Source organism: Rouxiella sp. S1S-2, assembly GCF_009208105.1.
Lineage (GTDB): Bacteria > Pseudomonadota > Gammaproteobacteria > Enterobacterales > Enterobacteriaceae > Rouxiella.
This window is the reverse complement of sequence record NZ_WFKL01000001.1, coordinates 3,506,394-3,521,955: the sequence shown is the minus strand read 5'-3', so window position 1 is coordinate 3,521,955 and position 15,562 is coordinate 3,506,394. Positions and strand designations below refer to the sequence as shown.

The 15,562-nt window shown below is 49.2% G+C and carries 16 protein-coding genes and 1 pseudogene; 12 read left to right on the top strand and 5 right to left on the bottom strand.

Annotated elements, in window-relative coordinates; genetic code table 11:
- Positions 1-60: 60 nt before the first annotated feature.
- From dsbG to hxlB, 9 genes are all read left to right on the top strand, one after another.
- Positions 61-822 (top strand): thiol:disulfide interchange protein DsbG, encoded by a 762-nt coding sequence (gene dsbG / locus GA565_RS16205; protein WP_103072817.1) that lies wholly within the window; start codon positions 61-63, stop codon positions 820-822.
- Positions 823-1,045: 223 nt separating this feature from the next.
- A complete protein-coding gene (locus tag GA565_RS16200) occupies positions 1,046-1,357 on the top strand; it encodes a hypothetical protein (protein WP_071825604.1) in 312 nt (103 codons plus the stop codon).
- A gap of 198 nt (positions 1,358-1,555) precedes the next feature.
- A complete protein-coding gene (locus GA565_RS16195; protein WP_015697025.1) occupies positions 1,556-2,524 on the top strand; it encodes a sugar-binding transcriptional regulator in 969 nt (322 codons plus the stop codon).
- Positions 2,525-2,944: 420 nt separating this feature from the next.
- Positions 2,945-3,394: a PTS galactitol transporter subunit IIA gene (gatA, locus tag GA565_RS16190; protein ID WP_047611334.1), complete on the top strand. Its 450-nt coding sequence runs from the start codon at positions 2,945-2,947 to the stop codon at positions 3,392-3,394.
- Positions 3,395-3,412: 18 nt separating this feature from the next.
- Positions 3,413-3,706, top strand: a complete 294-nt coding sequence (locus GA565_RS16185) for a PTS sugar transporter subunit IIB (RefSeq protein ID WP_024359913.1) — start codon at positions 3,413-3,415, stop codon at positions 3,704-3,706.
- Between the two features lie 24 nt (positions 3,707-3,730).
- Complete coding sequence (locus tag GA565_RS16180; RefSeq protein ID WP_020439340.1) at positions 3,731-4,984, top strand: PTS transporter subunit IIC; 1,254 nt, start codon at positions 3,731-3,733, stop codon at positions 4,982-4,984.
- 24 nt (positions 4,985-5,008) lie between these two features.
- Complete coding sequence (gene rpe / locus GA565_RS16175) at positions 5,009-5,653, top strand: ribulose-phosphate 3-epimerase (protein WP_047607862.1); 645 nt, start codon at positions 5,009-5,011, stop codon at positions 5,651-5,653.
- Between the two features lie 109 nt (positions 5,654-5,762).
- Positions 5,763-6,515 (top strand): SDR family NAD(P)-dependent oxidoreductase, encoded by a 753-nt coding sequence (locus tag GA565_RS16170; RefSeq protein WP_049089945.1) that lies wholly within the window; start codon positions 5,763-5,765, stop codon positions 6,513-6,515.
- A 15-nt stretch (positions 6,516-6,530) separates the two neighbouring features.
- Positions 6,531-7,091, top strand: coding sequence for a 6-phospho-3-hexuloisomerase (gene hxlB, locus GA565_RS16165; RefSeq protein WP_152199369.1), 561 nt, complete (start codon positions 6,531-6,533; stop codon positions 7,089-7,091).
- 51 nt (positions 7,092-7,142) lie between these two features.
- On the opposite strand, the gene GA565_RS16160 is transcribed toward hxlB, so the two are convergent.
- The 5 genes from GA565_RS16160 to xylB form a co-directional block, all read right to left on the bottom strand.
- Positions 7,143-7,427, bottom strand: a complete 285-nt coding sequence (locus GA565_RS16160) for a DUF3892 domain-containing protein (protein WP_152199367.1) — start codon at positions 7,425-7,427, stop codon at positions 7,143-7,145.
- A 253-nt stretch (positions 7,428-7,680) separates the two neighbouring features.
- Positions 7,681-9,192 (bottom strand): sugar ABC transporter ATP-binding protein, encoded by a 1,512-nt coding sequence (locus tag GA565_RS16155; RefSeq protein WP_226950983.1) that lies wholly within the window; start codon positions 9,190-9,192, stop codon positions 7,681-7,683.
- A 19-nt stretch (positions 9,193-9,211) separates the two neighbouring features.
- The gene (locus GA565_RS16150) at positions 9,212-10,192 is read right to left on the bottom strand and encodes a substrate-binding domain-containing protein (RefSeq protein ID WP_152199365.1); all 981 of its coding nucleotides are present in this window, start codon (positions 10,190-10,192) and stop codon (positions 9,212-9,214) included.
- Between the two features lie 41 nt (positions 10,193-10,233).
- The gene (locus GA565_RS16145) at positions 10,234-11,259 is read right to left on the bottom strand and encodes an ABC transporter permease (protein WP_032693575.1); all 1,026 of its coding nucleotides are present in this window, start codon (positions 11,257-11,259) and stop codon (positions 10,234-10,236) included.
- Positions 11,256-12,704 (bottom strand): xylulokinase, encoded by a 1,449-nt coding sequence (xylB, locus tag GA565_RS16140; protein WP_152199363.1) that lies wholly within the window; start codon positions 12,702-12,704, stop codon positions 11,256-11,258. Before xylB ends, GA565_RS16145 begins: the two co-directional genes overlap by 4 nt.
- Before the next feature lie 273 nt (positions 12,705-12,977).
- On the opposite strand from xylB, the pseudogene GA565_RS16135 reads away from it, so the two are divergent.
- The 3 genes and pseudogenes from GA565_RS16135 to GA565_RS16125 all read left to right on the top strand — a co-directional run.
- Positions 12,978-13,306 (top strand): annotated as a pseudogene (locus GA565_RS16135) (IS3 family transposase); the annotation flags it as partial.
- A gap of 335 nt (positions 13,307-13,641) precedes the next feature.
- Positions 13,642-14,199, top strand: coding sequence for a TetR/AcrR family transcriptional regulator (locus GA565_RS16130; protein WP_152199362.1), 558 nt, complete (start codon positions 13,642-13,644; stop codon positions 14,197-14,199).
- Between the two features lie 47 nt (positions 14,200-14,246).
- Positions 14,247-15,470, top strand: coding sequence for an MFS transporter (locus tag GA565_RS16125; protein WP_152199360.1), 1,224 nt, complete (start codon positions 14,247-14,249; stop codon positions 15,468-15,470).
- Positions 15,471-15,562 lie beyond the last annotated feature (92 nt).

The window sequence follows — 15,562 nt, the reverse complement described above, 5'->3', positions numbered from 1 at the left end:
GAGGGCTGGAGGTTTGTTAAACAACGGCCCGTAATGAGTACGTATTATATTGAGATAAGAATGAACAAATACATCCTCGCGTTATCTGCTGCACTTATCGGCTCGCAGGTTCAGGCAGCAACGCCCGCAGCGCTTCCCGCACCGATCAAGCAGTTGGAAAAACAAGGTATAGAAATAATCAAACCCTTCACGGCTCCCGGTGGGGTTCAGGGCTGGTTGGGAAAATATCAGGGAACGGGGGTGACAATTTATCTGACCCCCGATAAAAAACATGCCATATCAGGTTATATGTACGATGAGAATGGAAGTAACCTCAGCGAACAGGTCATAAAAGAGGAGATTTACATCCCTGCTGGCCGCGAGATGTGGAAAACACTGTCCAAAGCTGCCGGTATCACGGAAGGCAGTAATAATGCAAATTGTCAGATTGTCGTGTTTGCCGATCCTTTCTGTCCTTACTGTACAAAATTCAGACAGGAAGTGCAGCCCTATATTAAGGACAATAAAATCGCTATGAAAACGCAGTTAGTGGGTGTCATGCAGCCCGACAGTGGCCGTTACGCGGCTGCGATATTGTCTTCTGAAAACCCCGCGAAGGTCTGGCAGGATTTCGAGTTGTCGGGTGGCAAAAACAAGCCTGCACTTTTGGAGAAAACGCCGCAGCCGATTTTCTCGCAGATCCAATACAACCAGAAATTGATGGAAGATGTGGGGGCAAGCGGTACGCCAGCAATTTATTATCTTAACCACGCCAACATGCTTCAACAGATCGTCGGTCTGCCGGACCAGGAACAGATGGCCAATCTTATAGCGTGTAAATAGTTTCTGAGTCACTGGCTGCGAAATGGGTAAATTCACACATGGATGTGGGGATTTTATGAGTACACCCCTTAAAATCCTATTTTTATCTTGTGCTTATGTGGCTATCAGATCTTTTCGCTATGTGTTTTGTACTGCTTTAGAATGGCGCAGCGCAAAGTGAACGGATTGAAATGTAAATCAGCTACCCTAACTAACGAAACCCGATGCAACCTGGAGAAAAGACATGAACAGAGCTCAATTGTTTTCTTATCTTTTTTTAACGGGATTTTCCGTTATAGCGTTTGCCTGTCAGGGAGGTGAAGGCGGGAAAGGCGGAACTGGAGGAAAAGGGGGATCCGTGGTAATCGGTAATCAAAACGGTGGGGCTGGTCTTAATGGAAAAAACGGAAAATCTGGGATGAATGGTTGTCCCGGTGGAACTCAGGCCGCACCCGATGGGCATTTTTATCTGCGAGGAACACATGAGCAATGTAACCCGTTTCACGCCAAAAAACAGAAATCACAGGCCACAGCGTCACTGATTGAGAGCACATAATGTAAAGCCTTGCCACCGTCTAAAAAACTCTGGTCTCTTCACCCATTATCATCAGATGTGTCAGCTATCACACCGCCAAAAGATAAGACTCATTTGCTCATGTCAAAAGAGCAGGTAAAAGTGTAATCTTATGAGTAAATTGCAGGGGTAACAGTTTAACTCAGCTGATATTGTCTTTGGATGAAGATGGAATGCTCTATGCCTAAACGTATAAAAAACAGCCGCTGGTCAGGTTACGATCCCCGCTATATCTATTCTCTCGTCGTCCGACGTTACTTTGTTGAGATGAAGACCAAAACTGAGATTGCTGAAGAACTCGAGATTTCGAGATTTAAAGCGGCGCGTCTTATCGATGAGGCAATAAAGGAAGAGTATGTGAAGTTTCTCTTTCCAAAGCAGCAACTGCTTGACGAAGAGATCGCACTTAATCTCTGCGGAAAGTATGGTCTGCAGAAGGCAATCGTGCTTTCCGTGTCAGAATCCTGGTCCAATCAGGAAGAACTGAATGAGAAGCTGGGTGGTATCACTGCAAGTTATCTCAACAATAATCTCGCTGAGGGAATGAAGGTTGGTATTGCCTGGGGACGCGTTTTATCCAGCACAGTGAGTCAACTCACCAGCTTGCCGGCATTAGATGTTGTTCAGCTATCTGGCGTTCATCCCGGCATTGAATTTAGCCAGGGCCCGATCGACCTTATCCACAGACTGTCGACTATCTCTCAGGGCAAGGCTCATCCTATGTATGTGCCGATGTGGGTGGATGATGAAAGCCTGGCCCAAAAACTGGCCAGTGATCCGGCTGTGGTGGATACCCAACAATATTATTCTCAGCTGGATGTTGTCATCACCGGTATTGGCGCCTGGAAAACGGGCTCATCCAGTTTGTGTGATATTTTTCCCGAGTCGTGGCAAAAAAATCTGTTTGAGAAAGATATCGCTGCGGATGTCTGCATTACTCTCGTTAACAGTAAAGGCGAGATCCTTGATAGCCCGATGAGCCGTCTTGGGTTTGGTATTTCCACCGAACAATTGCGTAACACGAAAACCGTGATTGGTGTGGCGGGGGGAGAACAGAAGTATGAAGGCATCGTCGCTTCCCTCAAGTCAGGCCTTTTAGATGTGTTAATCACTGACTTCGATACTGCGGTGAAGCTTGTCAATTCCTGATTGAAATAGATCCCGGAACATCAGCAACAGGGGCGTAGCCCGCGCCCTTGATCACCTTCCTCTCAGGCATGCATTAGGCACTGCTATCAGTCATTCAGTAAACCCTCATGACTTAGATCAGAGCATGGCCAAATCCTCTGACATAGGTCAGTTCGCATATATAAACCTTCAAAAAATCTATTATCCGTCTGATTTATAATAAAAATTTTACTTCCCCTCTCCGGTTGACTTGATTGATCTAAAAGATGAATTACTCGATATTGCTCATATGAGCAATTATTTGCGTGCACTTATGCATTTATTTTGTGATCAGCTTATAACTTTTGCATGTTTTCTGTTTGCGCGGAAAATTGGCATGCTATAACTGCTCATCTGATCTATTTGGTTTGCTCTAATGAGCAAAAAAGGCGAGGTGAAAAGGTGAGTACAGTCGCTATTAATGTTGCAGATGGTGCAGCATTCAAAAATTACGATGAGGTGCTGCAGCACATCCATGAAAAGCTGTATTCAGAAGGGATAGTGAAAAAGACCTATCTGGCAGCACTGCGCGAACGCGAAGCCATGTATCCAACCGGTATTTTGCTTGATGGTTATTCTGTGGCGATCCCACATTGCGACAGCAACCAGGCCAACAGCCCGTCGATTTATATTATTCGCTTACCTGAACCGGTTCAGGTTGATCAGGCTGATGGCGACGATAAATTGTGGGTCAAACTCATTATCAATTTGGTCGTTACCGATCCGGCTAATCAGTTGCAACTGCTGAAGGCCCTTTTTAGTAATCTTCAAATGGAAGACTTTTATCAAAATTTACTTGAGCTTCCTTCCGAGAAAGCGCAGGCACTTTTTATTTCCACCGTCATGCAATAAGAGTTCAGGAGCATAATGATGATTAATATCCTCGTAGCCTGCGGGAGCGGTGTCGCAACGTCAACTATCGCTGCTGATGAAGTGAAATCCGTGTGTACAGAATATGGCATTACTCAGTTCAAAATAAATAAATGCAGTATGTCAGAACTTCCTTCTGAATTACAGAATGCTGATGTGATTTTAACCACGAATAACTACAAAGGTGATATCGGAAAACCGCATATGAGTGTGGCCGGGTTTATCACCGGGATTAATGAAGCTGTGTTACGAAAAAAACTAGGGGATTTATTAACAGAGCTGGCTAAAAACTAATAAGAAAACATAGGGGATGACAAGATGGACATGTTAAAAAACATAATGCTAACGATAACAAGCATGGGGGCAACGGCAATCCTACCACTTGTCATCTTCATTTTGGGTTTGGTTTTCCGCATGAAAGTCGGTGCTGCCATTAAGTCTGGTATCACCGTGGGTATCGGTTTCATTGGTTTAGGTTTGGTTGTTAATCTGTTGAGTACATCCCTGCAGCCGGCAATTGCCTACTATTCAAAACTGGGAAGCGGATTCACTGTGGCTGATATCGGATGGCCTGCGGTGGGAGCGGCCGCATGGGTGGCACCCTTTGCCGCTTTAGTTGTTCCAGTGGGTATTATTCTTAATTTGCTACTTGTTCGGCTTAAATTAACCAAAACGCTGAACGTTGATATCTGGAATTATATGCACTTCCTGGTTCCCGGCGCGCTGGCCTATTTCGTGTTTGACAGCTTCTTTATCGGTTTTGGCGTGGCAGTCGCACTTAGCGTTATCGCTCTGTTTATTGGCGATTTAATTGCTCCCCGTTGGCAGAAATATTATGGCCTGGAAGGGACGACCTGTACCACCATGATCCATATAGGCTGGACATTACCTTTTGCACTGCTGGTCAATAAAATTATCGACCTGATCCCCGGCCTGAACAAGCTCGACGTTGATTTGGAGAGCGTACAGAAACGTCTGGGTGTGTTTGGTGAACCCGCTATCATCGGTGTCATTGTAGGTTGTCTGCTTGGACTGCTGACTAAACAGCCTGTGACCACTATTGTCCCGATGGCAATGGGGGTGGCTGCGGTAATGGTGCTCCTGCCTAAAGTGGTGGGTGTCCTGATGGAAGGACTGTCTCCAATTGGGAAAAGTGCCAAAGAGATTATGCAAAAGCAGATGGGTAAAGACGCCGAACTGAACATCGGTATGGACTGTGCACTGGCACTGGGCGACCCAGCGACCATCACCGTCACCGTTATCACCATTCCGTTGACCATGCTTTGCGCACTGATTTTACCGGGGATCATGATTTTCCCAATCGGCGTTCTGATGTCAATCATCTACATGACAACCATGACCGTAATGGCCAGCAACGGAAACGTCATCCGCTCAATTATTTCAACCTTACTGTTCAGTATTGTCGTGATGTATTTAGGAGGGTATGTGGCTCCGGGGGCAACCCAATTCCTGCATGGCGCAGGCGTCGGCTTGCAGGGGCAGGGTACGGACTTTGTACTGACTGGCCCGTGGGAAGTATTGACGTATTGGTTGAGCACTGTATTCCATTGATTTTAAAAATGAGGTTTGCTTACCATGGCACAGATTTTACCATCAATTTTTGGCGCGAATATCTTAAGTCTGCAAGATGAGCTCCGTTTTTTAGAAGAAGAGAACACTGAAATATTGCATGTTGATTTAATGGATGGAACCTTTGTAAATAATATTGCCTTTGGGCCGAATCAAATTTCTGCAATGAAAAAAGCCAGCAAAATGACTTTCGACGTACACATGATGCTGGCTAATCCTGAAAGACATATTGATGATGTTATTAATACCGGCGCAGAAATGATCTCAGTGCATTATGAATCAACGCCGCATGTGCATTTTATTTTACAGAAAATAAAAAAGGCCGGGCGAAAAGCCGGTGTGGTCATCAATCCGGGTACGCCTGAAAGCGTTCTGGAATATTTGTTGGACGATATTGATTACATCCTGATTATGACCATTAACCCGGGGCAACCCGGGCAGACTTTCATCGAGAAAAGCCTCGAGAAAATTAAGAAAACCAGAGAAATGATTGCTGGCCGGCACATTCAAATTGAAGTCGACGGTGGCGTTAATCTGGAAATAGCGAAAAAAGTACAGGAGGCGGGTGCTGATTTAATTGTTGTCGGTGGCGCATTATTTAATGACAACCCTAAAGCAAGCTATCAGGCATTAAAGTCTGTCATGCATTAAGTATCCAACATACATTCACGCGCTCTTAATTGAGCGCGTAATCATTATGTAGATCGCAGACGTGGGGGATTTCTCTCACGTTAAGTACAAAGATTCAGGAGAACAACCGATGAGTCATTTTGAAGGTAAAGTTGCGCTAATTACCGGTGGTGCGCATGGGATTGGTAAAGGAATTGCAAAACAATTCGCCGAACGCGGTGCGCATACCGTTATTGTCGATTATAACGAGGCTAATGGCATCAAAACTGCGCAAGAACTGACCTTTGGCAATGTTAAATCGCTCTTTGTCAAAACGGACGTCTCTGATCCGCAGGCACTGGCTGAAGTGCGCAGAAAAGTTATCGAGGCTTATGGCCGTATCGACATTCTGGTTTTGAACGCAGGTGTCGCTTTTGCTAATAAAGTCAAAGACATTACTTTCGAAGAGTGGAACAAAACACTCTCAATCAACCTGACGGGTTTATTCAATACGGTCAAAGCCTTCTACGATGACTTCTTAACTAACCAGGGTTCAATCGTTTACATCTCCTCAGGTTCTGCGCTGTCAGGTACCGGCGGGGGGGTGAGCTATCCGGCCAGTAAAGCGGGGGGGGAAGGTCTTATTCGTGGTCTGGCGAAGGAGTTGGGTCCAAAAGGTGTTAACGTCAACGCTATCGCGCCGCGTCTTATCGACACCGGCGAAATGATGCGTGTTAATTACCCGACACAGGCAGATTTAGACGCAGTACTGGAGAAAATTCCGGTCCGTCGTCTGGGCACAATCGATGATGTCGCAAACCTGGCCATCTTCCTTGCTGATAAGTCAAATTCTTACATCCAGGGACAGACGATCCTCATGGATGGTGGCCGTACAATTGCCTGATCGGAGGAAAAGAAAATGGGTGTTCAAGAAAATACTGTCAGTATTCTCAGGGAACTAGAGCAAAACGCGCTCAATATCGACAATAGTCAGGCGCAGAAATTTATCGAGCAGATTAGAAATGCGAAGCATATTTTCCTGCAAGGTGCAGGGCGCAGCGGTATTGCCATCCGCGCGTTCGCTAACCGTTTATTGCATTTAGGCTTCTCGGTCAGCGTAGTCGGGGAAATTTCATCACCTCATACGAAAGCGGGTGATTTGTTAATTATTGGTTCAGGCAGTGGCGAAACAGGCAGTCTCAAGAGCCTTGCGCAGAAAGCCGTTGAGTGTGGTGTCGACGTGGCGCTGGTCACTATGAAGAAAGACTCTGCGATTGGCCAGTTGGCCAACTGCGTGCTGGTATTACCGGGAACGGTCAAAACTGAAAACGATCGCACTCCGGGCCAGTTTTCGCAGCCAATGGGTTCCTCTTTCGAGCAACTCTGCTTTATCACCTACGATGCCATCGTGCTTGAACTCATGGACCAACTGCGTGAAAACAGTGAAACCATGTTTAAACGACACGCTGATTTTGAGTAATGACACTGAGCGCTTCGCCGGAAGCGCTCATTCGCTTATAACATCACATCATTAAAAAGTGGGCAAATTACCCAGGTTATCGCGTTTGGTATCATTAGGATCGGTGGTGAGGTAAATCCCACCAATAACATGAACCATTGCCCCATAAACCCACTTGTCATTCACGTAGGTAATTGTTTGAAAGCTTGTCTTACCGGCATTTATCAACTCAGCGACAAACTGACGCGAGTTAATTGATGCGTCCTTCCCCCCATTACCGGCTTTGATGATTTTAACGTACTGAATGTGTTGCCCTGCATTGTCTCTGCGTATACCCGAGATGTAAAAGTCTGCCATTTCTCTTGCCCCTCCCATATAACCACTTTGCACAACTTAATATCTGTCCTGTTGCAAATATACCAATGACAGATTGCACCATTTTTCCACTCATTTTCCGCCAGCGCTCAGAGCCTGTATGCGGGGTAACTCACTTGATGCAATTTATTTGGGTCTTCTGCAGGAGGGCAGCTATAACGTTAATCAAATGCTGAAACAAAAACGGCCAGCTTAGCTGACCGTTGGATGCGTTCTGTTCCGGGGATTGAGTGCCCTAAGCCTGGGCTTGAGCATGCTCCCATGCGGCTTTGCGAAGATCTGCGGGTTTAAGGTCGCGTGCAGGAATGATCACACCATCGCATTTACCCTGTCGGAACACCGTAATGGTATCTGCCACGTCCAGCAATTCCTCTTCCTCACTCGATACCACGATGACGCAGCAGCCTTTATCTGCCAACTGATGGATGATGCGATAAATATCCGCTTTTGCCCCAATGTCGACGCCTTTGGTCGGCTCATCCAGCAATACCAGATTGGCGTTTTGCGCAATGACCCTGGCGAGCAGAACTTTTTGCTGATTGCCTCCGGATAGCGATTTAATCGGTCCGCTCAGCGTTCCCAGCGTATTCATCTTGCTCAGCAACTCAGCGGCGGCCTGCCGCGCAGCGCTGTGACTGACAAATCCGCCAGAACGGAATTTTTTCAGAACCGGCAGCATGGCGTTGGCATAGCTCGACATCTGAGGAATGAAGCCATCTTTTTTACGTTCTTCTGTCAGGTAAGCAATCCCCTTATCAATGGCTTTTGCCGGTGAAGAAGGATGGTATTCTTTGTGACCCAGCCGGATGTCACCACCGGTAACGGTTTCCAACCCAAACAGCGTCTGGCACAAGCGCGTTCGGCCTGCGCCGGCCAGCCCGTATATACCCAAAATTTCCCCGCGATATGCCTCAAGGTTGATGCCTTTCAGGCGATCAGTCTGCAGGTTGGTGACCGAGAGCCAGGGTTTGCCCATCGCGCCGCGGATCAGACTACGGCTGTTAGACGGCGCCTGATAAGCATTTGCATCGCCCACAATAGCGTCAATGATGGCGCTTTTGCTCAGCGTCTTTTTGCCTTCGTTATAAATCACTCGGCCGCCGCACATGACGGTTGCTTCATCACAAACACCCAACACTTCGTCTAATTTATGAGAGACCAGTACTACGCCAATCTGCTTTTCGCGTGCGATACGTTGTACTGCCTGCAGCAGTTCTTCTGCCTGCGCACCTTCCAGCGCGGTCGTCGGTTCATCGAGGAAAAGAAAACGGGCGTCGCGATCAAGGTTAGAAACCACTTCCAGCATCTGCTTTTCAGGATGTGACAGATTTTTGACCAGCGCGGTAGCGCTGAAACTCAGATGGTAATCATTTAGTACTTTCTCGGTATGCGCGATCATACTTGCATCATCTATAAAGCCACTGCCTTTACGACATTCACGTCCGAGAAAAAGGTTTTGCCAGACGCTCATGCCGGGAATGAGACGGAGTTCCTGATACACACAAGCAATACCTTTGTTGAGTGCATCCCGTGGCGAAGCAAGGTGCACCGGCGTTTCGCCGATCATCAGCTCTCCGCTATCCTGCGTGTTAACGCCCGCCAGGATTTTCAGTAGCGTTGATTTACCCGCCCCATTATGGCCAAAGAGGCCGTGGATCTCGCCAGGCTTTACGCTGAAATCCACACCGTGGAGAACCTGCACACCCGAAAAACCGATTTTGACCTGCTTCGCCACATAATTCATCATTCTTCGCCTTTCACTTAAGTCAGTATGCTGAACCTATTACCGATGCTGCGTTGTCTTTGGTGACCAGCAGCGGTGGGTTGTTGATCATGGCTGGAACCTGTTCACCGTTCAGACTCTTCCTGGCATTTTCAACCAGCAACTGAGCCAGTTTAACCGGCTCCTGAATCGCACCGGCTTTCAATATGCTGTTGTTCTGAACGGCTTTGACGCCTTCTTTATCCACAAACGCATACAGCTTCACTTTGTCACTGACCCCCAGTTGCTGGATTGCCGCCAGTGACCCGAGCGCGGAAGGTTCGGTGTCTGAGTACACGACGTTAATTTCTGGCCTGCCCTGCAGCATTTCAGTGGTGACTTTCAGGGAGGTTGTTTCTTCTACTTTGCCATTGACCAGCGCGACGAACTTAATGTTTTTGTTGGATGCCACGGCTTCCTTGAAGCCTTCATCACGTGCGTTTGCGGCAATGGATGTTGGTTCTCCCACGATACCCACTGTCGCCGTGCCATTTTCACCAATGTCTTTCAACAGCTGCTGGCCAATGAGCTTGCCGCCTTCACGCTGATCGGTCTGAACACCTTGAACCAGCGTGACGTTTTGCTGCTTCATCCCCTCGGTATCCGGAAGGATGTTGATGGCCAACGCCGGAATTTTTGCCTGATTAAGCTGGTTTATGATCGACACGCACGGGCCTGAGGAGACGCAGTTCACTGCGACCGCATCCACCTTCTGTTCAATGAAGTTCTGCACCTGCGAAAGTTGCTTGGCGTCGTCATTATCAGCAATCGAAATTTTTACGTTCAAGCCCTGTGCCGCTGCATTGTCTTCAAAGCTTTTTTTCATGGCAACGTAATAAGGGTTGGTGAGGTTCGGCAGCGTAACGCCCAATGTTTTTTTGCCGGCACCCACGGTGCTTTCAGTATCCTCACGGTTACAGCCGGCGAGCATGCAGGACAGTGCGACTACCGCTGCACCTGCGGTGATTGTGGTACGGAGTTTCATGTTTATCTCCTGGATATATGTAGGTCAGGGTTTAAGAAGCATTATTGTTGTGTTTTGCGTGACTTCCTGACTTTGAGCCAGGGGATCACGATTTTTTTCGAGGTACGTAAGGTATCGAAGGTGACGCCGAACAGAATGATCAGGCCGATGACCAGCGGCTGCCAGTAAGCACTGACGTTCAGCACGTTCATCAGATTCGATATTGAGGCAATAAGCATGGCGCCAATCATCGCGCCGATAAGGCTGCCAGTGCCGCCAAACAGACTGACGCCACCGACCACCGCACCCGCGATTGAGAAGAACAGTTCGTCACCACGGCCCGCCGTCGGATAGCCTGTCATCAGACGCGATCCATAAATCAGGCCGCCGCATGCCGCACAAAGTCCGGAAATTGCATACACCAACAGGGTGATGCGTGGAATGCTGATCCCCGATAAGCGTGCAGCATCTGCGTTACCGCCTACCGCATAGATGTGAGTCCCGGTGATGGTGCGGCGCAGGAAGATGACACCAATAACAATGGCCAGCAGCAGCGCTATGACAGGGAACGGAATACCCAGCGGTTTTGACTGACCGATGAGGCTGTAACCAATTTGCGTCACGCGTATCGATTCGGCGCCGGTGATAATTTGTGGTATGGATGCCGCAACCCCCATCATCGCAAAAGTGACAATGAATGGCGGCACGCCGGTGCGTTCGATTATCAGACCATTTACCAGCCCACTCAGCGCACCCACCGCCAAAACGATGGGTACGGCAAGCTGCCACGGAATGCCAAATTTCTCCATCAGCAAAGCCGCAACCACGCAGGTCATCGCCACGATGGAGCCGCAGGAGAGGTCGATACCCCCGGTCAGCAGGACAAAGGATTGTCCCAGGCAAAGGAAGCCGATGACCGCGCCGTTCAGAAGCAACACCATCATGTTCGAAACAGTCAGGAAGTTAGGCGTGGCGATAAACCCGCCCAGCATGACCAGTAAGAAAACAACGGCGATACCCGCTTCTGCAGGGACTTTGAGCGGCTGCTTAGGCGGTTTGATTTTTGCAGGGGTAGTTATTGAACTCATTGCAGCTCTCCTGATAATGCATTGGCATAGGTAACGTAAGCGTCCAGGACATGGCGCGCATCTTGTTGTGGCTCGGCCACTTTCTCAAGCGGCACACTCCAGCGATCGGCCATTTCAATATTTGTGCATCCCAGCACGGCAGCGGCAGCCTGAATGGCTGCACCCGCGGCTGCCGTTTCACCCACCGGAGAAATCCAAACGGGCTTGCCCGTCAGGTCAGCCAGAATCTGACGATAGGCTCGTGACTTTGCGCCGCCGCCGGTGACAACAATGCGACCGTCGTCAGTGAAGCCATGTTGTTTCAGTACCAGACCGCCTGCCAGAAGGCCGCACAGTACGCCTTCCACGGTGGCGCGAGCCATATCCTGCATCGTTGTGGTGGTACGTAATCCGCGCATGTGTCCCGTGGCGTCAGGAAGGTTGGGGGTGCGCTCGCCGTCCAGCCACGGAACAAGCTGAAGACCGTTGGCGCCGGGTGGCGAACTCAGCGCGAGCTCGTCGAATTCGTCAGGGGTAACGCGCAGCATTTTGCGAAATGTATCGGTGACTTTGGCGGAGTTCAGTGTAGTAATCATGGGGATAAAGCGATCGGCCGCATCGGCATAACCGTTGATGGTGCCGGTGCTGTCGGTAATCCCCTTCTTGGTGATGCCATATAACGTACCGCTGGTCCCGATAGAGATACCGGTATCACCGGTTTTCAGGTTCATACCCAATGCTGCAGACATGTTATCGCCGGTCCCGACACCCACGATTGCACCCGCCAGTTCCTCCAGCTCAGGCATCAACTTCACCGCGCCTGCAGGTTGATGCGACGGGATGATAGTGGGCCAGCGGGAAATCCAGTCAATTTGACTGTTAACCACCGCTGCCAGCTGTGGTTCCCAGCTATTGGTGAAGGGGTTGAAGTAACCCGTACCGGATGCCCCGCCGCGCTCGCACACAAAGCTACCGCTCAGACGGTAAACCAGATAATCAAACGGCAGCATGATGCGGTGGGCTTTTTCCAGCAGCCCCGGATAATTTTGTTCTGTCCAGGCCAGTTTAGAAATGGTCATTGCTGGCCCCGGAACGGAACCCGTCAGGCGTGCCCATTCTTCCGGAGCAATCTTCTTGCACAATTCACGCGCCTGCGGTGCAGACTCCGTGTCATTCCACAGCTTCGCAGGACGCAGCGGGCGATCGTGATTATCAAGCATGACGAGGCCGTGCCCCTGGCCACCGACAGCCAGACCTGCAATACGTGGCCACCACTGTTTTAATTCAGTGAGCGCGGAGACTAATGCATCCCACCAGGCTTGCGGATCCTGCTCGCTACACGGCGGCGTGGTCGGTGGGTGCAACTTACGAGCCTGTGCGATCACCTTGCCATTTTCAAGACTACGCAGCATGACGGTACAAGACTGGGTGGAGGAATCTATACCCGCAACAAGGTCCTGTTTCATTGAACTACCTCTGAACTATCGTTAAGAAATGACAGAGCTGAAAGCGATAACTGAATGACAAGCAAACTGGGTTATGGTTTTAGATACTCAGTTTTCTGCTCATATGATCAGTTTTGTTTGCTCGTTTGTAAGATATAAACAATACCCACCGTAATAAATTCGTCAATTGTCGTGTTAAGGGAACGTTACGCAGCTCTCACTTTTAGTTTCAGAGAACAGCGTCATTAGCCTGCGACGAGCTATAAGATTTGTTAAATTCCTCATAAATCTAACTTCAATGTGGTTGATGACTTTAATTGGGAAATATTGGACATAGAGATCGATCTTAATCTGTCAGCGCAACGCATAGTCAGACTCTTGGAGAGGGTAGGAATAAGTCGTGGCTACCCAGCCATGATCCGCCTGGATAATGGGCCAGAGCTTATCTTTCAAACCTACCGCAATGAATTGCTGGATTTTTTTCTGTTCAGAACACTGAATGAAGCACGAGAAATAACGGAATGCGGGCTGAATGAATAGAAGAGTAGCAGTCTCATGAATCCCTGAATAACCAGACTCCGGCAGAATTTATCCGAAGCCTGCAAACAGGCCCGGATCTCTGATTTATCCTGGCACCGATATTGGGAAGGGATCAACAGGCCCGGATCTCTGATTTATCCTGGCACCGATATTGGGAGGAGATCACACAGACCCGGATCTCTGATTTATCCTGGCATCAATATTGGGAAGGGATCAAAAACCGGAAATCTCAAAAAGTGCGTGGAACTAAAGCTGGTATACCTACAGTATTGCAATACATAGATGATGCCTTTACTCATTCATTCGATTCATGCTATATAGGGAAATATAATTCCCTATATAGGTACCACATATGCCTTCTCCCCAGGATAAATCGTCAACTACCTCACGCAGTCGTGGCCGCCCCCGTGAATTCGATATGGATAAGGCACTGGGCAAAGCGGTAAGAGTATTTTGTGAACGTGGGTACCACGCCACTTCCATCTCAGACCTGACTTCTGCAATGGAATTGGCCTCAGGGAGTGTCTACAAGGCTTTCAAGGATAAGCGCGCGGTATTTCTGGCAGCTTTTGATCATTATAAAGCAGAGCGCGATACGCAATTGCATAACGCAATCGAACAGGGAAAAAGCGGCCGCGAGCGCCTGCATAATGCCCTTGTTTTCTTCGCCGAATCCTCGTCCGGTCCTCAAGGACAGCTGGGATGCCTGGTCATTAGTGGAGCGGCCGATTTGAGTACATTCGACGCCGAGATAAGCCAACGCGTGACTGGAGCACTGACACGCAGTGAAACGATGCTCAAAAGACTAATAATCGAAGGGCAGGCAGATAGCTCGATTTCCTCTGAACTAAACAGCCAGGACGTTGCGCGCCTGATGCTTTGCGTGCTGCAAGGTATGCGTGTGATTGGCAAAACGGGTCGCGGTAAGCAAGACATGAAAGCGGTGGCCGATGCCGCGATGAAATGCTTGAGTTGATTTTTTATGGATTTAGGACATAAACATTCCCTTATTGGAGATTCGCTATGAGTACTTCGCCTTCATTAAACACGGCAAGAACCGGCCCCAAAATTACTTCGTCCTGGCTTACCCTGCTACTCGCAAGCGCCTGTGGATTGATTGCTGCCAATATATATTATGCACAGCCATTGGCAGGGCCAATCAGTGACGCACTCGGAATGTCGCCCTCAACCACAGGACTGATCGTGACTTTGACACAGATTGGCTATGGACTGGGTTTGCTGCTCATCGTGCCATTGGGGGACTTGATTGAAAATCGTAAATTAACGCTGCTCCTCTTGGCGGTTGCTGCATTGTCACTCGCCGGGGCGGGATTGTCGGCCCATCCCTTGCCCTTTCTGCTGTCGGCGTTGGGCATCGGTGTTGGAACGGTTGCCGTTCAGGTTCTTGTTCCTTACGCTGCACATATGGCTCCAGAGGCAAGCCGCGGACGGGTCGTAGGCAACGTGATGAGTGGCTTGATGCTGGGTATCATGCTGGCTCGTCCGGTATCAAGTTTCCTCACTCAGCTTTACTCCTGGCATATGGTTTTTTTCGCCTCCGCCTCCGTCATGGTCGTGTTGGCGGCCGTACTTTCATTAAAACTACCGCCGCGCATCCCTTCTGGGAAGTTAAACTACAGTGAACTGTTGATATCCATGGTTCATTTAGCACGCCGTACGCCAGAATTGCGCCGACGCGCACTTTACCACGCTGCACTTTTCGCCGCTTTCAGCCTTTTCTGGACGACTACGCCGCTGTTGTTGGCAGGACCCCTTTTTAATTTGTCGCAGGGTGGGATCGCCTTATTTGCACTCGCGGGTGTTGCTGGTGCCGTTGCTGCCCCCATTGCAGGACGCGTTGCAGACCGGGGATTGAGCCAACCGGCTACTGCACTGGCCATGCTGGCCGTGGCGGCGGCCTTTATTTTTACCCACATAGCAACACCGGGGTCATCCTGTTCGCTTGGACTATTGGTACTGGCGGCCATTGTGCTCGACTTTGGTGTATCAGCCAATATGACGCTTGGGCAGAGAAAAATCTTCGAACTGGGCGCGGAAGTTCGCGCCCGGCTCAATGGTCTCTACATGACCACCTTTTTCATCGGTGGTGCGGTAGGCTCGGCATTAGGGGGCTGGGCTTATGCGAATGGGGGATGGATGTTGGCATCGTGGATAGGGTTTGCGCTGCCGGTTCTTGCTTTGGCGTATTTTTTAACGGAACGCATAACTGTCAAGTCAACGACGTAATCGTTCATATCTGGCCGTATCATCAAAAATGATTTTGGCGCTAGCCGCGCAACACACAAGACAGTTGTTTGCAGGCGAAGCGGCCCGCCTAC